This is a genomic window from Burkholderia mycopellens, from assembly GCF_964265025.1.
Lineage (GTDB): Bacteria > Pseudomonadota > Gammaproteobacteria > Burkholderiales > Burkholderiaceae > Burkholderia.
On the sequence record NZ_OZ183802.1, the window covers coordinates 3,292,164 to 3,313,297 of the forward strand.

Below are 21,134 nucleotides of genomic sequence, written 5' to 3' on the forward strand. Positions count from 1 at the left end.
CCCGCCTGTCCGGAAGTGGTTGCGTTGCAGCAAAATCGCGCGACATGCGCGCGATCGGTGCGGTCAGTCGTCGATCGGGAAATCGTCGCCAACCTTCAGCAACTTCACGATGGTCGCACTCGAGAAGCCGCGCGCGGCAAGAAAGCGTGCCTGCTTCGCACGCTCGGCCGGCGTTTGCGGCAGTGCACCGAATTTCTTGCGCCAAACTGCCTGCGCGCGCGCCCATTCGGTCTCGCGAAGCTGGGCGTTCACCTCCTCGACGAGCGTAGCGCCGACCGCATGACGCTTCAGTTCGCTGACGATGCGTGCGGCGCCGACACGCGACGCACGACGATGCACGAGACTCTCGGCAAAGCGCGCATCGGACAGCCAGCCTTCCTTTTCCAGCGCGTCGAGCACGGGGTCGACGGATTCGTCTTCGCCGACGTAGGGCGCGAGCTTGCGCGCGAGTTCCGCGCGACTGTATTCGCGGCGAGACAGATAGCCGAGCGCGCGGCCCTTCAACGATCGCTGAGGCTTCGACGACTTGCGCTCGGCGGCGCCCGGCGCGTCACCCGACGAGGTACTGGAAGAAGCACCCGACGCGCGACGCGTGCGGCGCGGATGTTGGCTGCTGCGCGTATAGACATCTTCGCTGGCCGGCGCCGCCGCATCGGCGGCGCGATCGCCCGGGAAGCTGACACCGGAAACACGACGACGGGAGCGGTCGTGCGCGTCGAACGATTCATCGTCGTCGAACGGATCGTCCGGTGCGGCAATCTCAAACGAAACGAGGGCATCGTCGGATGCCCTCGTCGCGCTGCGGTTCGCGGCATTGCTGCCAGCGCCCCGCCAATCGGCGCCCGAGGATCCGGCTCGCCGGCCGGAGCGACCCGCCGTTTCGGGCGCGTCGCTCTCCTCCGGCTCGCCAGCCTGCCCCCGGCGCCCGACCATCACTCTTCTTCGTCCACCGCCTCGGCTTCGTTGACTGCGCCATCGGGCATGGCAACGACGCCGAGCGATTCGCGAATACGGTTCTCGATCTCGCGTGCGATTTCCGGATTCTCGCGCAGGAATTCACGCGCGTTGTCCTTGCCCTGGCCGATCTTCTCGCCGTTGTAGCTGTACCAGGCGCCCGCCTTGTCGACGATCTTCGCCTGCACGCCGAGATCGATGATCTCGCCCTGACGCGAGATGCCCTCGCCGTACAGGATGTCGAAGATCGCTTCGCGGAACGGCGGCGACACCTTGTTCTTGACGACCTTCACGCGGGTTTCGTTGCCGATCACCTCGTCGTTCTTCTTGATCGAGCCGATCCGGCGGATGTCGAGACGCACCGACGCATAGAACTTCAGCGCGTTACCGCCCGTCGTGGTTTCCGGGTTGCCGAACATCACGCCGATCTTCATACGGATCTGGTTGATGAAGATCACCAGGCAGTTCGTGCGCTTGATCGTGCCGGTCAGCTTGCGCAGCGCCTGCGACATCAGGCGGGCCTGCAGGCCCGGCAGCGAATCGCCCATCTCGCCTTCGATTTCGGCCTTCGGCACGAGCGCCGCGACCGAGTCGATGACGATCATGTCGATCGAGCCCGAGCGCACCAGCGCATCGGTGATTTCCAGCGCCTGCTCGCCGGTGTCCGGCTGCGAGATCAGCAACTCCGGCACGTTCACGCCGAGCTTCGACGCATACTGGACGTCGAGCGCGTGCTCGGCGTCGATGAACGCGGCCGTACCGCCCAGCTTCTGCAGCTCGGCGATCACCTGCAGCGTGAGCGTGGTTTTACCGGACGATTCCGGACCGTAGATCTCGACCACCCGGCCGCGCGGCAGGCCGCCGACGCCGAGCGCGATGTCGAGCCCCAGCGAACCCGTGGAGACGACCTGGATGTCCTCCGCCGCCTCGCCGTCGCCCATCCGCATGATCGACCCTTTGCCGAACTGCTTCTCGATCTGCGCGAGTGCGGCGGCCAGCGCCTTGCTCTTCTCGGCGGTCATCCCGGAGCCCTTCTTGCTATCTTCCATGAATCGTCCTTTGCTATGATGAGCAGCGTCTGTCAGAGGCGCGCCCGCTTTCAAGCGCTGCCCACGAATGCAGACACTGTATAAAAAAACAGTGTTTTGTGCAAGCCCGCAATGCAGGCTGCGTTGTACACGAATAACTTCGGAGACAGTCGGCCGGCGCGAACGCCCTGCCGGCCATCGGTCAGCACCATGCGAATTCTCATCGCGGAAGATGACAGCATACTCGCGGACGGCCTCACCCGGTCACTCCGCCAATCGGGCTATGCGGTCGACCACGTGAAGAGCGGCGTCGATGCCGATACCGCGCTGTCGATGCAGACGTTCGACCTGCTGATCCTCGACCTCGGGCTCCCGAAAATGCCCGGGCTCGACGTCCTCAAGCGCCTGCGCGCCCGCAATTCCAACCTTCCCGTGCTGATCCTGACGGCCGCCGACAGCGTCGACGAGCGCGTGAAGGGGCTCGACCTCGGCGCCGACGACTACATGGCCAAGCCGTTCGCGCTCAACGAGCTCGAGGCGCGCGTGCGCGCGCTGACCCGGCGCGGTGCAGGCGGCGGCCCGACCGTCGTGCGCCACGGCTCGCTCGCATTCGACCAGGTCGGCCGCATCGCGTATGCGAACGATCACGTGCTCGACCTCTCCGCGCGCGAGCTCGGCCTGCTCGAGGTGCTGCTGCAGCGGATCGGGCGGCTCGTGTCGAAGGAGCAGCTCGTCGACCATCTCTGTGAATGGGGCGAGGAAGTCAGCAACAACGCGATCGAAGTCTACGTGCACCGGCTGCGCAAGAAGATCGAACCCAGCGGCGTGCGGATCTCGACCGTGCGCGGTCTCGGCTACTGCCTCGAGAAAGTCGCGCCCGCCGCGCCGGCCGACACGGCAGCGCCCCAGCCTGCGGCGGCCGGCACGCCGCTACGCTGAAACCGGCCGTCGCCGCGATGGCCACGCCGGCCCCTACCCGCCACCCGACCGGCGCGCCGTCGTCGGCCGCCGACGAGGCGCGCGACGCGCGCTACGAGAACCCGTTCGCGCCGCCCGACGAAACCGATACGCCCGAGGCACCGCGCCCGCGCTCGCTGTTCGGCGAGATCCTCGACTGGATGCTCGCGCCGCTGCTGCTGCTGTGGCCGATGAGCATCGCCGTCACCTATCTTGTCGCGAAGACGATCGCGAACGGCCCGTTCGATCGCGCGCTCGAGACCAACGCATACGTGCTCGCTCGGCAGATCCATCCGGTGAACGGCGTCGCCGAGCTGACGCTGCCGGAGCAGACGCGTGACTTCCTGCGCGCGGACAACGTCGACAGCGTTTACTTCCAGGTGCTCGGCACACGCGGCGAGCTGGTCGCGGGCGAAGCCGACATGCCGCTGCCGCGCGACGAGGACCGCCCGCCGCCAGGCGTCGTCATGTTTCGCGACGACCTGCTGCGCGGCAACGACGTGCGGGTTGCCTATACGACGGTCGCGCTACCGCAATCGGGCAACCCGCAGCCCGTGCTCGTGCAGGTCGGCGAAACGCTGGACAAGCGCAACGCGCTCGCGAACGACATCATCAAGGGCGTGATCCTGCCGCAGTTCGTGATCCTGCCGCTCGCGATCCTGCTGGTCTGGTTCGGCCTGTCGCGCGGGCTCGCGCCGCTCAACGCGCTGCAGGCGCACATCCGCGCGCGGCGGCCCGACGACCTGTCGCCCGTCGAGGCGCAACGCGCGCCGCCCGAGATCGAGCCGCTCGTCACGTCGTTCAACGACCTGCTCGCCCGTCTCGAACAGAACATGGCGCTGCAAAAGCGCTTCATCGCCGACGCCGCCCACCAGATGAAGACACCGCTCGCGGGCCTGCGCACGCAGGCCGAGTTCGCGCTGCGCCACCCCGTCCCGCCCGACGTGCAGCGCTCGCTCGAGCAGATCGCGACGAGCTCCGAGCAGGCCGCGCGGCTCGTCACCCAGTTGCTCGCCCTTGCGCGCGCCGAGAACCGCGCGAGCGGGCTGACGTTCGAGCCGGTCGAGATCGCCACGCTCGCGCGGCGCGCAGTGCGCGACTGGGTACAGGCCGCGCTCGCGAAACGGATGGATCTCGGCTACGAAGGCCCGCCGGACGACACGCCGCTCGACGTCGACGGCAATCCGGTGATGCTGCGCGAGATGCTCGGCAACCTGATCGACAATGCGATCCGCTACACGCCGGACGGCGGCCGCATCACGGTGCGCGTGCGCGCCGAGCCCGCGGCGCGGCGCGTGCATCTCGAAGTCGAGGACACGGGGCCGGGTATCCCGGCCGCCGAGCGCGAGCGCGTCGTCGAGCGCTTCTACCGGATCCTCGGCCGCGAAGGCGACGGCAGCGGCCTCGGGCTCGCGATCGTGCGCGAGATCGCCACCCAGCACGGCGGCACGCTGACGCTCGACGATCACGTCTACCAGCACGCACCGCGCCTCGCCGGCACGCTCGTGCGCGTCAGCCTGCCGCTGACCGAAACCGCCCCGGATTAACCCTGACGCGCGCCGCCCCGGCACGCCGCGATTGCACGAAAATCATCGACTTACATGACGTTACAAGAACTTCAAAGCACGATGAGCATGCAATACAATCAATTCAACGCAGATTGACGTGCAGTCGTTTTGCACGCGCGAGTCAGTCGGCCGTAAGTTTCCGTACCAATAATCCTCGACAGGCCCGCCCACCCAAGGCGGCCGCATATCTATATCAAGGGACTTGGAGACGACTCATGGCAACGTTAGGCGGGCAAATTTCGCACGCGCCGATGACGGGCGAAGAGAAGAAGGTGATCTTCGCGTCGTCGCTCGGCACCGTGTTCGAGTGGTACGACTTTTACCTGGCCGGCTCGCTCGCGGCCTACATCAGCAAGAGCTTCTTCTCCGGCGTCAATCCGACCGCCGCCTTCATCTTCACGCTGCTCGGCTTCGCCGCCGGCTTCGCGGTGCGGCCGTTCGGCGCGATCGTGTTCGGCCGCCTCGGCGACCTCGTCGGCCGCAAGCACACGTTCCTCGTGACGATCGTGATCATGGGTATCTCGACGTTCGTGGTGGGCTTCCTGCCCGGCTACGCGTCGATCGGCATCGCCGCGCCCGTGATCTTCATCGCGATGCGGCTGTTGCAGGGGCTCGCGCTCGGCGGCGAGTACGGCGGCGCGGCGACCTACGTCGCCGAGCATGCGCCGGCCAACCGTCGCGGCTTCTACACCGCGTGGATCCAGACGACCGCCACGCTCGGCCTGTTCCTGTCGCTGCTCGTGATCCTCGGCGTGCGCACGCTCATCGGCGAGGAATCGTTCGGCAGCTGGGGCTGGCGCGTGCCGTTCGTCGCGTCGATCCTGCTGCTCGCGGTGTCGGTGTGGATCCGGCTGCAGCTGAACGAATCGCCGGTGTTCCTGCGCATCAAGGCGGAAGGCAAGACGTCGAAGGCGCCGCTGACCGAAGCGTTCGGCCAGTGGAAGAACCTGAAGATCGTGATCCTCGCGCTTGTCGGCCTGACTGCCGGCCAGGCCGTCGTGTGGTACACGGGCCAGTTCTACGCACTGTTCTTCCTGACGCAGACGCTGAAGGTGGACGGTGCGAGCGCGAACATCCTGATCGCGATCGCGCTCCTGATCGGCACGCCGTTCTTCCTGTTCTTCGGTTCGCTGTCGGACAAGATCGGCCGCAAGCCGATCATCCTCGCGGGCTGCCTGATCGCGGCGCTGACCTACTTCCCGCTGTTCAAGGCGCTCACGCACTACGCGAACCCGCAGCTCGAACTCGCGACGCAGAAGGCGCCGATCTCGGTCGTCGCCGATCCGGCCGCTTGCTCGTTCCAGTTCAACCCGGTGGGCACGTCGAAGTTCACGAACTCGTGCGACATCGCGAAGAGCGCGCTCGCGAAGGCCGGCCTGAACTACGAGAACGTCGCGGCACCGGCCGGCGCGATGGCCGAGATCAAGGTGGGCGACACGGTGATTCCGGCCTATGAAGGCAAGGCAGCCGACGCGAAGGCGCAGGGCGCGGCGTTCGACAAGACGCTCGCGTCGACGCTGAAGGCGGCCGGCTATCCGGCGAAGGCGGACCCGGCGCAGCTCAACTGGCCGATGACGATCGTGATCCTGACGATCCTCGTGATCTACGTGACGATGGTCTACGGCCCGATCGCCGCGATGCTGGTCGAGATGTTCCCGACGCGGATCCGCTACACGTCGATGTCGCTGCCCTATCACATCGGCAACGGCTGGTTCGGCGGCTTCCTGCCGGCAACCGCGTTCGCGATCGTCGCGGCGAAGGGCGACATCTATTCAGGCCTCTGGTATCCGATCGTGATCGCACTGGCGACTTTCGTGATCGGCCTGCTGTTCGTCAAGGAGACGAAGGACTCGAACATCTACGCGCAGGATTGAGAGCGAGGAGCGGGCGGGTTCCGGTGAACGGCAACCCGCCCCGCGCCCAGGCCGGCATGGGCCGCCGGCACCTTTTTTCACGTAAGATGAAAAAAGGTGTTGACAGCCCGACCGCCGATCTACATAATTCAATTCTTCGGCGAATTAGCTCAGTCGGTTAGAGCGACGGAATCATAATCCGCAGGTCCGGGGTTCGAATCCCTGATTCGCCACCAAATTGTAAAAAGCCTTGTAGATCAATGGTCTACAAGGCTTTTTCTTTTGTCTGGTGTCACAGCAAGTGACACAGATGATCAAAATTCCCCGCCTGCAACGCGACCGCCACGGCACCTACTACTTGCGCGTCGTTGTCCCCAAGTCTCTTCAAGCTGCGCTCAAACAGGTAGAGTTCAGGAAGTCCCTCGGCACGAAGGATTTCCAGCAAGCAAAGCTGCTTGCGCTCCACTTCAACATGCAGATCGAGACAAGCAGGATGAGCAAGCCGAAGATCACCGATTTCGTTCTCAGGCCGAGCGACCTAGACAAGTACCGCATTAATCTCAAGGAAGGCATCATCGAGGCGACCGATGCGGAAGATCACGCCCGAGCGATGGATGCTATTGAGAAAGTAGGCATGTTCAAAGAAGCCGTGACTGTTGCGGCCGGCAAGCTCGAAACACAATCGCTCTTGCTGTCGGAGGTCGTCAAGCAATACCTGCTTGAGAAGAAGTTCGACAACAAGAGCAGCACGCTCTACGAAAAAGAGAACTGCTACAACGAGTTCATCGAACTTTTTGATAAGCCGAAAATTGGCGCCGTAACGGACGAAACTGCTATCACCTATAAGCAACGCATGTTAAGCGGCGGCACGTCTGCCAGACGCATTAATGCGAAAATTTCATTCCTGAAGGATCTGTTTGAGTTCGCCATTAATAACAAGCACTACTTCAAAACAAATCCGTTCGAGAAAATCAGGATTTCGGCTAAAAGTAAGCTGGCGCAAAACGAATATCATTGGGTCGCATACGTCGATGACGAACTGAAGAAGATTTTTGCGCCGAAGAATTATGGATTCATGAGGCGAAAGCCCGATTATTTCTTCGGTCCCTTGATTGGGCTGTTTACAGGAATGCGGATTGAAGAAATCTGCGCAATGCGCGTCGATCTCATCAAAGAACAGAATGGAGTCCACTACTTTGATATTCCCGCTGAAATAGCGAAAACTCCCAAGTCAATTCGCAAGGTTCCCATCAGCGACCAAATTATCGCAACTGGATTTCTCGACTACGTTGCCGACGTCAAAAAGCACGGCAAGACACACATTTTCTTTTACTTGCCACCCGAAGGGAAAAACGGCTTTAGCAAAAATCTAAGCCGCCGCTACGGCCAATATCTTGACACAAGCGAAATTAATATCGTCAGCCCCGAAAAAGTGTTCCACTCATTTCGCTCGACGTTCATTAATTATCTGACGGATATCAACACCAACCCTGCACTTGTCATGTCGCTCGTCGGGCATATCGAGCAAAACTTGGTGAACGTGAAGCTCAACTCTGTTCACTTCACGACATACCAAGTTGAAAAATCACTTGCGACGCTGAAAAATGTTGTTGATCTCGTGAAATTTGATTTTCTGGATTTTTCTCAATTCAAATATCACAGGTCAATGTTTAATGTTTGGAAGTGAACTCACTCGAACATTAGAACCATACCCGCACCACACATCATCAACATTACACATAATTAGCCATATGCACCCATGAAACTACTTATCTACATGACCAAATCGGCATTCAATGGGATGAGAACCAAACCCAAGACTACGGCAGCCTCCAGCTTTTTATTTATTTTCATTATCGGCCTCACCCCACCAATCTTTATCAGCAAAGGCTGGATTGATAAGATTGGATTTGTATATGCTCTAGTGAATCCGTCGCTCCTGATCTGGTGGCTATCGATCATGACCTCAATGGAGTTGAGCGAAGAAGATATCAAAAAACAAGATCAATTAATTCCAGCAGCGTTTGCACTTGGCTATTGCACGTTAATACTCTCCTATCTCTTTGAGTGGATGTTCATTAGCCTCGCCAACAGCAATTCGGTACAAGGATTGAATTGCATCGACTTAAATATCAATTGTGCATTAAATTCATTTTACTTTTCAGTCATGACAGCAACGACTGTTGGATATGGGGATATCACACCGATCGCTCTTGACGCTCGACTGCTAGCCGCTTCTCAATCATTGTCATCGACATTGTTTGCAATTGTCGGTCTCGCGATCTTGTATACAAAGCGAAAATAATCAGGACTTTAATCGAGAAGTCAGTTCCTGCAATCCTCGAACCAACATCTGTCTGTCTTTAAGCGACAAACCGTCCAACAGTTTCGCCATTGCCACTGCTTGATCATCCGCTCTTATCGATGACTCCAACAATAGAGCGTCGACGTTGCACCCAAACAATTCGGCCAGTTCAACAAGTCGAACGACCGTCGGTATAGCTGTGCCTCGCTCAACACGAGCCACCGCCTCACGCTGCAATCCCAATGCTTCCGCTACTTGCTCTTGAGTGTAGCCGGCTTCCTCGCGTCGTGACTTGATGTTCCTACCGACAGATTCAGCCAAAGCTATCTCCAACTGCTTATCCATAGCACCCCTCCCATGCTACTTCTATGGTCGCAGTGCAACGTATTGACGTGTAGCTGCTATCAGGTTGTAATGCTACTCGGTAAGTAGCATTTCTCGACCCCACCAACGAAGGACCCTATGGAAAACACGTTCTCGGCGCAGTACCAAGCAACACGGCAGGCCGATGGAAGTTTGCTCATCACCTACCGGAACAAGGGACATCACGCGCCAGGTTTCACGGGACACATTGCACTACTCACCTTGCCCGCAGCTTTTTATCTTCTCATTACTGCCGCAGTACTTTATAGCGCTCCACTTGCTGGAGTCGTCATGCTTGGATTATTCGTTTGGGTCGTTGTATTCATTGCTCGTGGGAATCGTCGCTCCCTGACTGTCGTTCCTCAACAAGGAATTAAGTGGGGAAATAAACAATTGCCGTTTCGGGACATTAACCGCTTTGGAATTACGCGCGTTACAACCAATATCGGCCAATCTGGTTACGTGTATGCCGAAAGCCACGGTCGCGAAATCATGATTACCCCTCACATCTCAATGTCACTCGCCAATGCAATTTGCGAAGAAATTCAACGAGAAGCGACTCCATCGTAATTCCCCAGATCAATTCACCCCTCTAACAACCGACCTCAAAATATTATGAAAAAAGCTCTTCTTTTTACCATAACTGCTTTTATGCTCGCTGCGTGCGGACAGAAACTCAGCGGCACATATGTAAATCAGACCACTGACGCCAAACTCATTTTCGAATCAAGCGACAAAGTGATCTATGACACTGGAATGGGGAAAGTCGAGGTTTCGTATAAAGTCGACCGGAAGAATTTGAAGTTGATCTCACCCGAAGGAACTCAAATTTTTACGTTGTCGGATGATGGGAGCATTCAAGGACCGATGGGGATGAGCTTTAAGAAACAATAGAGCAATTATCAGCATGCAAAAAAGGCGATCCAATGGATCGCCTTTTTTATCAATCAGACCTCACCCCGAATCCATCTAACCACTTGACAAAAGTAAAAAATATTGTAGATGTACCACATACAATCGGGGTATAGTATGCATTGGATCAAAAATCATCTATCACAACTTCACACCTTTTTTTATTCGATTATGGGGAATATCATGAATTATGGGAAATTCAAGAGCAAACCCGTTCGACCGCACATCCAAAAAATTATCATTGCTGAAATGATCGATGATGAAATTGTGTTTCAGGAACGATTCATTATCGTGAACAGTAAAGGTGAAACTTTACATGCGCAAATATTTACCAATAAAAAAGAAGCTCTAGAATGGCTCGATACTCATCATCCCGCCTCAAATTACCAGCCCGAATGAATTTCAAAAAACAGAAAATCTGACTTGGCCATGCAAAAAGGCGATCCAACTGGATCGCCTTTTTGTTTTGCACCAGAACTATAGCAGTTCAGTCTTCACAGGACTTGCCATTCAATAATATTCGATTATAACCTAAAGTCAATAGCATCCCCAAAATATTTTTCACTCCGCTATTGACAAGCCCACTTTCATTTCGTAGATTTTATATTGATGTTTTTACGCGTCAGTAGCGTGTAGCAGTTGGTTCTTCACAGGACTTGTTGTCTGATATACCCAAAACCTACTCCCGATTCAAAACATCCAGTAATAGCTTATAGCAGGTTGCAACGGTGTAGTGAAGCGTTAAATCAAAACTCAGTTATCACCCTTTGCCAATTACTCAAATGATACAGCCACAAAATTGAATGATACGAACAACACGAGTAATCAGCACTGACGAAACCAACCGAAAGCAATAAGATCGATTACAAGCCATCCCAGATGGTAAAGTGGTTAGAATGATGTACTTGGAAAGCCACACGGAAGACAATCAGCAGACCCGCCAAGTGTGAAATCAACTTCACGAACTGCGAATCGACTACAGTTGAATTGATAGTTGAAGGGATGGATGTGACGTCACATGAAATCCTTCAGAGTCAAATACTCGCAACCCTGCGGGTAGGGTAAGACTTTGAGGGAATTCGTGTGACAACACGAAACCCCAAAGTCGAAAACAAAACAACAAGTCCCCCGCAACGAAGTGAAGGAAAAATGGGCAATTTTTTGAGCCGTTACCCAAACTTCGAATCAATAATTCTCTTCTCCGTCAGTGCGCAAAGCGAATCATAGACGTTCCGTGCAAATTCTTCCTGCTCGGCAGAATCAGCGTTATCGCAAAGAAAGAGATCATGAATCTCGTCCGCCACATATCGACAAACGTTATGCGGAAAATTCACATCTTCGCTCAATCGATTCAATGTGAGCGAATCCACATTGAACGAAAATTCTAGACCTAGGTACTTGCCGTTATTTCCAATCTTATAAATTTCTAGCGGCATTTTCCCATATTCGAGGTCCGATTCTTCTACAGCACAAAATTTGAAATCACTTTCCGAGTTCATCTTAAACCCGAATCGACTGTCACTAACCAATTCCATTTTCAGTTGAACGAGCGCATCCACTACTTTTATGAGGTCGTCACCTTCGTTCTTGCTTAAGCCGAAAACGTCACCTGCCTGTACTGCGCCAACAAATTCCTCATCAAGACCTTCGCTCATTTCACCCCCGACAATCGTTCGAGACAGCATACATCGACGCATCACCTTGTCAAGAAGCCATACGGAGCCATTGGCACGCCTCTTTCATGCATGGAAGCTACGAGAGAACAACCACCTTCTAAGAATATGCCAAGGGGAGGACACACACTCGCGACGAGCCGAAGGAATGAAACCCTTGACAGTCAAAATCTATGATGAGGCGTTACAACAACACCCTCAAAATCGAAGTCAAAAATCTAAGCAAGTTTACTCATTATCCGGACTGTGCGTCCGTCTAATGTATTGGGGGAAATTTTCGTTGAAAATTTGGAACAGGCCTTGCCTGCTTAAATAAATCCGCTAAGATAGAAGGAGAACAATAATAAAACGGAGTACGGATGATGACCAAGGACAACAGAATAGAATTCAAGCTATCAGCATATGAGAAATCGATACTAGAAGAAAAAATGAACCGCTGGGGCTTTGACAATATGAGCGAGTTTCTACGATGCCTAATTCGTAGCGATGACAAATTATATCTCCCCAATCGATTGAAGCTGACTTATGAAATCAACAAGATTGGAGTGAACCTCAACCAGATCACAAAGCATCTCAACGAGAAGAACCCGATTCACGTAATGCTTCTCACTGATGTGGCGAAAATTAAGAGTGACCTATCCGCCATCGAAAAATCTTTTGATGAATCTATCAAGGCGGAGAAAAAGGTCCGTCGCTAATGATTGTCAAGATTTTCGATTCTGGAACTGGCCCGGGTCATGGACCCGTGAACTACCTTTTGAGCGACAAAGATCATACTGGTAAAACTCGAAGCGTTAAGCCAAAAGTCATATTGGGTGACCCAAACCTCACTCGCGACATTATCGACAACATCCAGAACAAACAAAAATACACTTCTGGCGTGATTGCGTTAAGGAAAGAGGAAATCCTCAGCCAAAAAGAATGGCTATATATAATAGACAAATTTCACGAATACATGATGCCGCTCGGCAACGAACGAATTAATTCGTTATGGGTAGCTCATCACGATAAGGGAAGAACTGAGCTTCATTTCGTCGTGCCGAAAATCGACCTCAAAACAAGGCTCGCTTTGAATATCTCGCCGCCTGGCAAACAGAATCAAGAGTTCTATCGCTTGTTTGGCGCGATGATGAATGATCATTTCGGATTCGCTCAAGTCACCCCATTAAATAATGACACTGGACTGGAAATGAAAGCCAAAGAACTGAAGTCTGGTTCAGACGCCTCCCGATTCAAGCTTGAAATTCACCGTCAAATCACAAATGAGATTCGCTCTGGCCACATCAAAAACCGAACCGAATTAATAGACTGGCTTAACGGCAAATCGTATCGAATCGTAAAAATCCATAGCGATTATTTAACTGTCAAGTATAATAATAAAAGCCTCAGACTTTACGGCAATCTTTACGCAGCGAATCCAAACTTCAAGAAAGCAATCGACCTTGAATTCACGTCTCGCCACAGTGAGAAGCTAGAGTGGTATAAAGCCCAGAGGCAAATTTTCTTTGACAAACGATATAATAAGGAGACCAATGAAAGACGATCAAATCATCGAAATGCTCAGAAGCACGCTGGAAAATCTGCAAGTCAATCAACAAGCCACAATCGCTTTACAAGAACAAGTGAGCGAATTGCAGCAAGAATGGCAGCAAATGCAAAATCGAATGCTTCACATGCAGGCCGACCAAGAATCCCAGTCACTCAAAACCAAAATACTCAACAATCGAGTGGTCAATTATCTGGAAAATGGCATGGGGAGTTAGCGCGGGAAATTAATAACCTAGCCGCTAGCACGTCCGCCAACTCAATCGAGCTATCAATAAACAGCAACAAGAACTCAGCCAATCAACCATCCACAAGCGCAGCTTCATCGGGGTCGAGTGACAACTCATCCGTGAAGGTCGCTTTGGGTAGTCGATTGACTGAGCTTTTGGCGAAGCTCACCAACGAGGCTGATCCGGCCAAGCAAGCAGAACTACGAGGTCAGATCAACGAAGTGAGACGGCAGATTGCCGATCTTGAGCTACAGGAAGCACGCGCGAAAGCGACCGAGGAAGATCGTACACTAAGACACTACGGAAACTCACGAGACTATAATTAGTGAACCATCACAAACAACCAGAACCAACTCTACTTGTTCCTTGTGAATTGAAAAAGCTTGCATATTGCCAATCCAAGTTATTTGCGTTCGCAAAAGCGACAATTTCATCATACTTTGCTCGTGCCGAATTGTATTTTTCAATCGCGCCCCGATCATTGCAATTTACTTCACTACGAAGATTCACGCCCATCGACGAAAATTCCGACATAAGCTTTTCCATTCGATCATTCGCCACTCGATCACGTTCGGCTTGACCGTTTGCAGCTTGCGCAGACCTTAGTTGATCGAAAGCGGCACTGTACTGTTGCGCCTGCTTTTCCAATGCAGCTTTATCAACTTGGTTTTGCTTTTCAATTTCAGAAAGAATGAATTCTCGCTTTTCCAAATCCAATCTTTGCTTGAGAATCGATTCATTTTCTCTCGCTCGATATTTCTCGAAATTCACCTTGTCAGCATCTAATTTAGATGACTGCTCACTCAGTTCTGATCTCTTTTTGTCAACTTCTTTCCACTCACCCCACACCCTCCAGCCTGCCGTTCCAAATATTCCACCAAATAATACGACAGCCAAAAGCGCTGTAAATGCATGGCGCCGAGCGAATTTAACGGCAGCTTGAACATCAACCATAAAGCCCTCTTTTTATTAGCTCAAAGATTTCCCGACCCTCTAGTTATAAGCTCAACTGACTACCTCAATTATTGAAGATGTCCGATCATCAGTCCAGCACCGCCACCGATTCCCGCTCGAATTTTTCCATCAGCAATCGTGCCTGATTGTGCTCCGAGACTAAAACCCGCCATTACAAGTACTGCAGGTGCTTCGTAGATGGCAGATCGAAGAAAAGGCATTTGAGGCATAGCTATGCTCATCATGAGAAACGCCATATTGATACCGAGAAGCATAATCGATACACTCATACCGTCGGCAATGATTCCGAAACCTGCATCGATATAAACCGTACCTCCCGTGAAATCAGATCGTTTTAACTCTTTCCCACGAAATGCACCGGTCATATATACGCCACCGGTACTGGTAAATGATGTTGCAGCACCAGTCGCCGACGGCTCATGAGGCATATGCAGTACTTTAGGAATCGATATGTCGGGAACTTTCGGAATTTTTAGCATTCTCCCCAAACCGATACCCGTTCCGCCATAATAAAATTGCTCCTCTTTTCCTGACGGATCTTTTAAGTAGATTGTGCCACCGGACGCGAGCAAAAATCCTAGACCAACCCCACCAGTTGCACCAGTATCATAAATCCAATCGCTTTTTCTTAGTCCAGAAATCATTGTTCTTCCTTATGCCGGCCCATCAATGCTTGGCGTAACGAAACGATTCCAATCGCGAGAAAAACGATCGCAAACATTGCAGTTGCTAGCGTCCAAAACCACATTGATCCAAATTGATCCAGTCGCGCCGTTCTTCGCGGCGCATCTGCAAGGTATCGAACAGATACCTCATCACCGACAGACATTCCAAAAATGAATCCGCCTTGTGGATAAGAAATTTTTTCGCCCGATTGCGTCGTGAATTCTATTTCTGGATGACTACTACCGTGATTTAATTCGGTCACTTTTCCGTTAGCAACACTTGATGATTGCAAAAAATCGGATGTGTCCTGATAGGTTAATATCATTGCCACCAAAAATATTCCACCGGCAATCAAGAATAAAAATGCTTGGAATGGATTGGTTCTCTTCATATCGCCACTCTGTCACATCAATATAACCAGAACGGAATACCTGTTAAATCTTACAGGTTGGCCAGCCGCTCACTAATCCTTGCTCATAGACTACCTCAATGAGTTATCGGATTCGTACAAAAATTCTTAGTGTGGACGAATTTGGGGACGGGTGGTACAGTTGGTCCACCAAAACTTTCGACGCTACGACACCACGAAAGTTGAGCCGAACTCTTTGATTTATAAGAATTTTTCGTTGGTCGGTTGACCATCAGGGAACGAATCCCTGATTCGCCACCAAATGCGAGAGCCGCTGTTTCGAAAGGAACAGCGGCTTTTTCATTTGCATCGTCCGATGCGCCGGTTCCGCTTTCACGAGCCGACCTTCGCGCCACCTCAGTCGTGCATCAACACCGGCCCTGCTTCGCAGGCACAATGACACCGTCCAGCGCACGGCCGACGTCACCCGATGATTCCGACCACTCCCGACAAGACATGGCGCACCACCGCCCTCGCACTGGGGGTCGTCGTGCTTTGCTATGCCGGCGCCGGTGCTCCGACGCTCTCCCGCCTGCTCGACCCCGCCGTGATCGGCGAAGGCCTCGCCCTCAAACCGATCACCTATCACTGGGTCAATCACGTCGATCGCGCGATCCCCGAAGCGGACCTGTTCGCCAGCCGCTTCTACGTGCTGGTGCTGGCCGCGCTCAACGCTGTGGCCGCGCGCTTTGCACTTGACGCCCATCGCAGCGGCAAGCGCTTTGCGTTCGTGCTCGGCTGGGCCCTCGTCATGCTGATCGTGCTCGTCAACGCGCAGATCCAGGCGTTCTACAACGTGGGCTGACCGATGAAGCGGCGCATCACGATCGTCATCGCCTCGCTGTTCACGCTGATCGGGCTCGTGTCCGTCGCCGGCACGTTCGCCAACCTGTCGACGCCCGGCCAGTTGCACCGCCTGCTGAGCTACGACTACATGAGCTTCGCGGACAGCCTCGTCGAACCCGACCTCGGCAATTTCGCCGACAGCTTCTACATCGGCGTGGCGCTGATGCTCGTCGGCGGCACGCTCTTCATCCGGATCGAACGTACGCGTACGGTCGCCCGCATCGTCACGTCGCTGCTGTTCGCACTGCTCGCCTTCAGCCTCGTCTACGCATGCCTGAGTCCGCGCATCGGCATACTGCCGTCCTGATCAGCCGCCATCCGTACGGCCAATCAGGCGCGCCGCCCCAGCGACGAGACGCGCACATTACTTCGGCCGAACCGGCTCATAAACGCTGTCGATACGCTGATACGTATAGAAAAGCCGCTTGTATTCCGGATCATAGAGGCGCTGATACGCGTGATCGCACGCGTCATCCAGCTTCACCGGGTAACTCGGCGGCCATGCCGCGATAGGCTGACACTTGAAATCGCCGGCGCCCGCGCCGTTCTTTTTGAAACGCAGGATCATCAGGCTTTCCTGGATCTCCTGCGCCGCCTTCTCGTAGTACGGCTTGTTGTTCGATACGACGCCCATCGGAAAATAGTCCGATTCGAGGCCTTCGGCCATTTCCGGTTCGGCCACCATGGCGGCGGCCGTGCGCAGAAAGGCTTCGGCCGCAGCCGGATCCGACTCCATCAAGCGTCGCCCCTTGTATTCGTAGGCCACTGCCACGACGGGAAGCTGGCCGGGCGTCGGGTGCTCGCCCCACCACGCGATGATCTGATCGAGACTGCGAGCGAAGAGCTGCTCAAACTCGCCCGACGTGGACTGAGTCACATGCAACGGTAACCGGCAGTCGATCACGCATTCCGCAACGACCGGGGGATCGCCCGCTTTCCACCGCTTCCAGGTTTCCTCTTCACGCGCATTTTGCCGGTGCTCGTCGATTGCGTTGGACACCAGCGCATAGGGTGTGACGACCACCATCGCGGCTCCCCACGCAAGATCGCACGCCGTCGAATGATTACCGGAAAGGATGTTGCTACAGTCTTTCGAGCATGCACCGAGCGCCAGCGCGCACAACAGGCACGCGAGACGTCGAACGATCGTCATCGACTTCGACACGGTTCCCCCGGTAGTCGCAAGCATTTCTTGTCGCCGCAGTCATCTCGGCCGCGGCCTCTCCACCGCATGCGGAAAGCCGCTGCGCGAATTGAACGAATCCGTCGTTTAAAAGATAACTGTCGGGGTTGTCAGGGGCTCAACCGTTTCGGGCGGGATCGCCGAGCGGAAGATGTGTCGAGAAAGTCGCAACATCGGTCAAACGGCAGATCGTCCGAGTCGCGAACCCTCCCATCTGCATGCGCGGCCGGGCACGACGCATGTCGCGCCCGTACCTGGCCGCATCACCATCGCCTTGCTTCTGCGCATCGAGGCGCACGCATGCCCTCCGGTGCGTTCGCTGCACGTCATGTGGCACTTCACGCCGCCACCGCCCCTCTCTGCAGCTTCGCCGCCTGCGCCTCCACCCGCCCGCGCCAGTTCTCCCCACCTTCCAGCGACGGCGTCGACTCGAACACCTCCGCGATCCAGTCGGCGAACACGCGTACCTTCTGCGACAGATGCCGGTTGTGCGGATAGACGATGGAAATCGGCTTCGGCTTCGGATTGCAGTCCGGCAGCACCTCGACCAGCGAGCCGTCGAGCAGGTTCGGCAGCACCATGAACAGCGTCGGCTGGATCATCCCGAACCCTTCGAGCCCGCACGTCACATAGGCATCCGAATCGTTGACCGTGACGCCCCCGTTCATCCGCACCTCGAACGGCTTGCCGTCGATCATGAACACCCACGGAATCGGCCGCGCGCCGTGGCTCGATCGAAAATTCACCGCATGATGTTCGGCGAGATCGGCAATCTCGTGCGGCTCGCCGTGACGCGCGAGGTAATCGGGCGACGCGCAGGTCACGCGCTTGAGCATCCCGATCCGCCGCGCGACCATCGACGAATCCTCGAGCGGCCCGACCCGGATCATGCAGTCGATGCCTTCCTCGATCGGATCCACGTAACGATCGGAGAGCCCCAGTTCGAGCGTGATGTCCGGGTAGCGCTGCCGGAAAATCGACAGCGACGGCAGCACGACGCGCCGCCCGAGCGAACTCGGCATGTGGACGCGCAGCACGCCGCTCGGCTTGCGGTTGCCGGTCTGGAAACTTGCGTCGGCCTCCGCGATCTCCGAGATGATCTTCATGCAATGCTCGTAGTACGCCGCGCCTTCCGGCGTCAGCGACAGCCTGCGCGTCGTGCGGTGCATCAGGCGCACGCCGAGCAGCGCCTCGAGGTTCTGGATGATGGTCGTCACCGACGCGCGCGGCATCGCGAGCGTGTCGGCCGCCCGCGTGAAGCTGTTCGCGTCGACCACGCGGGTAAAAACTTCCATTGCCTGGATTCGGTCCATGCTGCCCCCCTTCGAATCGCCAACGGAACAGAATAGAGCGCGCGACGGGCACGGCACAAGCCCCCACCCATTGTTATCCGATCCCGAATAATTTCGGCGTTTCGGACTGGAAAGCGATCGATTTCCGTTCAGTTCCACGCGGCGATCGTTCCGGCCCGATCACAGCCGCACGCCGCGCGTTACCGCACGAATCGCTCGCGATACCCCTGCGGCGACACGCCCAGCACGCGCACGAAACAGCGTCGCAGCGTCTCCTCCGAGCCGAAGCCGCAGCGCGCGGCAATTCGCTTGACGGGCCATGCCGTTTCGCCGAGCAGGCGCTGCGCGGCCTCGACGCGGATCTGCTCGACCGCGCGCGCGGGCGTGCGGCCGGTTCCGGCTCGGTAGTGGCGCACGAAGCTGCGCTCGCTCATGCGCACGCGCTCGGCCAGCGCGGGCACCGACAGGTCGGCCGTCAGGTGCTCGGCCATCCATGCGTGCAGTTCGCCGAACCGGTCGTCGGTGCGCTGCATCGAGAGCATCGTGCTGAACTGCGCCTGCCCGCCCGGGCGCTTCAGGAACACGACGAGTTCGCGCGCGACGTCGAGGGCGGTCGCCCGCCCGAGATCCTCCTCGACCAGCGCGAGCGCGAGATCGATGCCGGCCGTCACGCCGGCCGAGGTCCACAACGCGCCTTCGCGGATGAAGATCGGATCGGATTCGACGCGCACGTTCGGATAGCGCGCCGCGAATTCATCGCAGCGCGCCCAGTGCGTGACCGCACGCCGTCCGTCGAGCAGGCCAGCCTCGGCGAGCAGGAACGCGCCCGTGCAGACCGATGCCACGCGCCGTGTGCGCGCCGCCTGCTGCCGCACCCAGCGCACCAGCCGCGCATCCCTGGATGCCGCATGCACGCCCTTGCCGCCGGCGACGATCAGCGTGTCGGGATGGCGCGGAGCCGAGCGCAGCGATTGCGCCATCACGACCAGGCCCGACGACGTCTCGACGGGCCCCGCCTCGGCCGCGATGACGCGCGGCGCATACGGCGCCGGCTGGCCGCGCTCCTGCGCCAGCTCGTTGACGGACGCAAACACCTGCAGCGGCCCCGACACGTCGAGCAGCTGTGTACGAGGGAACGCGAGGACCAGGATCGAACGCGGGGCGGCAGGCATGGCGATTGGCTGAAAACGTGGGTGATATGGCAATTTCGCCAAACACTACGCGCCTAGAATCGGTCTGTCCATCCCGTACCGGCTACGGCCCGTTCCCCTTCCAATAGGAGTCTTCGCATGACCGTGCATATCGGCTTTCTCGTGTTCCCGGGCGTCCAGCAACTCGATCTCACCGGCCCGCACGACGTGCTCGCTTCGCTGCCCGACGCAACCGTTCATCTGATCTGGAAGTCGCGCGACACCGTCGCGTCGAGCAGCGGGCTCGCGCTCGCGCCGACCTGCACGTTCGACGACTGCCCGCCGCTCGACGTGATCTGCATTCCGGGCGGGATCGGGATCAACGAACTGCTGCTCGATGCCGAAACGATCGCGTTCGTGCAGCAGCGCGCGGCCGCCGCGCGCTACGTGACGTCGGTCTGCACGGGTGCGCTGCTGCTGGGCGTTGCCGGCCTGCTGCGCGGGCAGCGTGCGACGACGCACTGGGCGTTCCACTCGCTGCTCGAACCGCTCGGCGCGGTGCCGGTGCACGAGCGCGTGGTGCGCGACGGCAACCTGATCACGGGCGGCGGCGTCACGGCCGGCATCGACTTCGCATTGACGATCGCCGCGGAACTGGCCGGCGAAGAAGCAGCGCAGGCGATCCAGCTGCAGCTCGAATACGCCCCCGCGCCGCCCTTCGACGCCGGTTCGCCCGACACGGCACCGGCAGCGATCGTGAAGCGCGTCACCGAACGTTCGGCGGCCGGCTTCGCAAAGCGCAAGGCGACGATCGAACAGGCGCTGCGCGCGATGTCGCGCTGAATGCGGACGCCGGAAAATCGACTGGAAGACGGGAAGACGACGCGCATCCGCGCCGGAGAACACATCGATGAACATCATCCGCAGCGCCGCGTTCACCGCGGACGGCGCGTGGGGCGCGCTCGACATCGCGAACCTGAACGGCATCACGGTCCGCCTGCACTGGACCGACCAGCCGTATCGGTGGCACGTGAACGACGGCGAGGAAGTGTTCGCGGTGCTCGACGGTCGCGTCGAGATGCGCTATCGCAAAGCAGGTGCCGAGCACGCGACGGTGCTCGAAACGGGTGACGTGTTCCACGCGTCGGCCGGCACCGAGCACGTCGCGCATCCGCTCGGGGAAGCCCGCATCCTCGTGATCGAAACCGAAGGCAGCGTCTGACGGCCGGCGGCCGGGTGTCGATG

Annotated in this window: 24 protein-coding genes and 1 tRNA gene; 15 read left to right on the top strand and 10 right to left on the bottom strand. The window is 56.7% G+C overall.

From position 1 onward, the window contains the following. Positions 1 to 63: 63 nt before the first annotated feature. Together recX and recA are read right to left on the bottom strand one after the other, a co-directional pair. Positions 64 to 933: a recombination regulator RecX gene (gene recX / locus ACPTTC_RS15330; RefSeq protein WP_423392965.1), complete on the bottom strand. Its 870-nt coding sequence runs from the start codon at positions 931 to 933 to the stop codon at positions 64 to 66. After that, positions 933 to 2,003 carry a recombinase RecA gene (recA, locus tag ACPTTC_RS15335; protein ID WP_175956449.1) on the bottom strand — a complete coding sequence of 357 codons (1,071 nt, stop codon included), beginning with the start codon at positions 2,001 to 2,003 and terminating at the stop codon, positions 933 to 935. The genes recX and recA overlap by 1 nt, the downstream gene beginning before the upstream one ends. Positions 2,004 to 2,192: 189 nt before the next feature. Between recA and ACPTTC_RS15340 the strand changes: the two genes are divergently transcribed. The 6 genes from ACPTTC_RS15340 (at position 2,193) to ACPTTC_RS15365 (ending at position 8,665) form a co-directional block, all read left to right on the top strand. Then, entirely contained in the window at positions 2,193 to 2,921 is a 729-nt protein-coding gene (locus ACPTTC_RS15340; protein WP_175970918.1) for a response regulator transcription factor, read from the top strand. 17 nt (positions 2,922 to 2,938) lie between these two features. Continuing rightward, positions 2,939 to 4,486 carry a sensor histidine kinase gene (locus ACPTTC_RS15345; RefSeq protein ID WP_175956444.1) on the top strand — a complete coding sequence of 516 codons (1,548 nt, stop codon included), beginning with the start codon at positions 2,939 to 2,941 and terminating at the stop codon, positions 4,484 to 4,486. A gap of 236 nt (positions 4,487 to 4,722) precedes the next feature. Then, a complete protein-coding gene (locus ACPTTC_RS15350; protein ID WP_175970917.1) occupies positions 4,723 to 6,381 on the top strand; it encodes an MFS transporter in 1,659 nt (552 codons plus the stop codon). A 138-nt stretch (positions 6,382 to 6,519) separates the two neighbouring features. Further along, a tRNA-Met gene (locus tag ACPTTC_RS15355) sits at positions 6,520 to 6,596 on the top strand. Between the two features lie 74 nt (positions 6,597 to 6,670). Then, positions 6,671 to 8,047, top strand: coding sequence for a DUF6538 domain-containing protein (locus ACPTTC_RS15360; protein WP_423392966.1), 1,377 nt, complete (start codon positions 6,671 to 6,673; stop codon positions 8,045 to 8,047). A gap of 72 nt (positions 8,048 to 8,119) precedes the next feature. Then, positions 8,120 to 8,665 carry an ion channel gene (locus ACPTTC_RS15365; RefSeq protein WP_175858555.1) on the top strand — a complete coding sequence of 182 codons (546 nt, stop codon included), beginning with the start codon at positions 8,120 to 8,122 and terminating at the stop codon, positions 8,663 to 8,665. Here the strand turns inward: ACPTTC_RS15365 and ACPTTC_RS15370 are convergent, their stop codons facing one another. Next, the gene (locus ACPTTC_RS15370; protein ID WP_175858556.1) at positions 8,666 to 9,010 is read right to left on the bottom strand and encodes a helix-turn-helix domain-containing protein; all 345 of its coding nucleotides are present in this window, start codon (positions 9,008 to 9,010) and stop codon (positions 8,666 to 8,668) included. Between the two features lie 117 nt (positions 9,011 to 9,127). On the opposite strand from ACPTTC_RS15370, the gene ACPTTC_RS15375 reads away from it, so the two are divergent. From ACPTTC_RS15375 to ACPTTC_RS15385, 3 genes are all read left to right on the top strand, one after another. Beyond that, positions 9,128 to 9,598, top strand: coding sequence for a hypothetical protein (locus ACPTTC_RS15375; protein ID WP_175858557.1), 471 nt, complete (start codon positions 9,128 to 9,130; stop codon positions 9,596 to 9,598). 45 nt (positions 9,599 to 9,643) lie between these two features. Next, positions 9,644 to 9,922, top strand: a complete 279-nt coding sequence (locus tag ACPTTC_RS15380; RefSeq protein ID WP_423392967.1) for a lipoprotein — start codon at positions 9,644 to 9,646, stop codon at positions 9,920 to 9,922. A gap of 201 nt (positions 9,923 to 10,123) precedes the next feature. Next, positions 10,124 to 10,339: a hypothetical protein gene (locus tag ACPTTC_RS15385; RefSeq protein WP_175858559.1), complete on the top strand. Its 216-nt coding sequence runs from the start codon at positions 10,124 to 10,126 to the stop codon at positions 10,337 to 10,339. A 770-nt stretch (positions 10,340 to 11,109) separates the two neighbouring features. Here ACPTTC_RS15385 and ACPTTC_RS15390 read toward each other — a convergent pair. After that, the gene (locus ACPTTC_RS15390) at positions 11,110 to 11,595 is read right to left on the bottom strand and encodes a hypothetical protein (protein WP_423392968.1); all 486 of its coding nucleotides are present in this window, start codon (positions 11,593 to 11,595) and stop codon (positions 11,110 to 11,112) included. Between the two features lie 377 nt (positions 11,596 to 11,972). On the opposite strand from ACPTTC_RS15390, the gene ACPTTC_RS15395 reads away from it, so the two are divergent. After that, positions 11,973 to 12,311: a plasmid mobilization protein gene (locus tag ACPTTC_RS15395; protein WP_175858561.1), complete on the top strand. Its 339-nt coding sequence runs from the start codon at positions 11,973 to 11,975 to the stop codon at positions 12,309 to 12,311. Positions 12,312 to 12,358: 47 nt separating this feature from the next. Next, entirely contained in the window at positions 12,359 to 13,714 is a 1,356-nt protein-coding gene (locus ACPTTC_RS15400; protein WP_423392969.1) for a relaxase/mobilization nuclease domain-containing protein, read from the top strand. A gap of 7 nt (positions 13,715 to 13,721) precedes the next feature. Here ACPTTC_RS15400 and ACPTTC_RS15405 read toward each other — a convergent pair whose 3' ends face one another. The 3 genes from ACPTTC_RS15405 to ACPTTC_RS15415 form a co-directional block, all read right to left on the bottom strand. Continuing rightward, positions 13,722 to 14,342, bottom strand: coding sequence for a hypothetical protein (locus ACPTTC_RS15405; RefSeq protein ID WP_175858563.1), 621 nt, complete (start codon positions 14,340 to 14,342; stop codon positions 13,722 to 13,724). Between the two features lie 68 nt (positions 14,343 to 14,410). Further along, positions 14,411 to 15,007, bottom strand: coding sequence for a hypothetical protein (locus tag ACPTTC_RS15410; protein ID WP_261323526.1), 597 nt, complete (start codon positions 15,005 to 15,007; stop codon positions 14,411 to 14,413). After that, positions 15,004 to 15,420, bottom strand: a complete 417-nt coding sequence (locus tag ACPTTC_RS15415; RefSeq protein ID WP_423392970.1) for a DUF3592 domain-containing protein — start codon at positions 15,418 to 15,420, stop codon at positions 15,004 to 15,006. The genes ACPTTC_RS15410 and ACPTTC_RS15415 overlap by 4 nt, the downstream gene beginning before the upstream one ends. 448 nt (positions 15,421 to 15,868) lie before the next feature. Here ACPTTC_RS15415 and ACPTTC_RS15420 point away from each other — a divergent pair, with 448 nt between their 5' ends. Both ACPTTC_RS15420 and ACPTTC_RS15425 read left to right on the top strand, forming a co-directional pair. Then, positions 15,869 to 16,243, top strand: coding sequence for a hypothetical protein (locus ACPTTC_RS15420; protein ID WP_423392971.1), 375 nt, complete (start codon positions 15,869 to 15,871; stop codon positions 16,241 to 16,243). 3 nt (positions 16,244 to 16,246) lie between these two features. Next, the gene (locus ACPTTC_RS15425) at positions 16,247 to 16,591 is read left to right on the top strand and encodes a hypothetical protein (protein WP_423392972.1); all 345 of its coding nucleotides are present in this window, start codon (positions 16,247 to 16,249) and stop codon (positions 16,589 to 16,591) included. A gap of 57 nt (positions 16,592 to 16,648) precedes the next feature. On the opposite strand, the gene ACPTTC_RS15430 is transcribed toward ACPTTC_RS15425, so the two are convergent. The 3 genes from ACPTTC_RS15430 to ACPTTC_RS15440 all read right to left on the bottom strand — a co-directional run bounded on the left by ACPTTC_RS15430 (position 16,649) and on the right by ACPTTC_RS15440 (position 19,931). Then, positions 16,649 to 17,473 carry a hypothetical protein gene (locus ACPTTC_RS15430; protein ID WP_423392973.1) on the bottom strand — a complete coding sequence of 275 codons (825 nt, stop codon included), beginning with the start codon at positions 17,471 to 17,473 and terminating at the stop codon, positions 16,649 to 16,651. Between the two features lie 332 nt (positions 17,474 to 17,805). Next, the gene (locus ACPTTC_RS15435; RefSeq protein WP_175956434.1) at positions 17,806 to 18,780 is read right to left on the bottom strand and encodes a LysR family transcriptional regulator; all 975 of its coding nucleotides are present in this window, start codon (positions 18,778 to 18,780) and stop codon (positions 17,806 to 17,808) included. Between the two features lie 179 nt (positions 18,781 to 18,959). Further along, a complete protein-coding gene (locus tag ACPTTC_RS15440; protein WP_423392974.1) occupies positions 18,960 to 19,931 on the bottom strand; it encodes a GlxA family transcriptional regulator in 972 nt (323 codons plus the stop codon). A gap of 117 nt (positions 19,932 to 20,048) precedes the next feature. On the opposite strand from ACPTTC_RS15440, the gene ACPTTC_RS15445 reads away from it, so the two are divergent. Together ACPTTC_RS15445 and ACPTTC_RS15450 are read left to right on the top strand one after the other, a co-directional pair. Next, the gene (locus ACPTTC_RS15445; RefSeq protein ID WP_423392975.1) at positions 20,049 to 20,732 is read left to right on the top strand and encodes a DJ-1/PfpI family protein; all 684 of its coding nucleotides are present in this window, start codon (positions 20,049 to 20,051) and stop codon (positions 20,730 to 20,732) included. A 67-nt stretch (positions 20,733 to 20,799) separates the two neighbouring features. Next, entirely contained in the window at positions 20,800 to 21,111 is a 312-nt protein-coding gene (locus ACPTTC_RS15450; protein ID WP_423392976.1) for a cupin domain-containing protein, read from the top strand. Positions 21,112 to 21,134 lie beyond the last annotated feature (23 nt).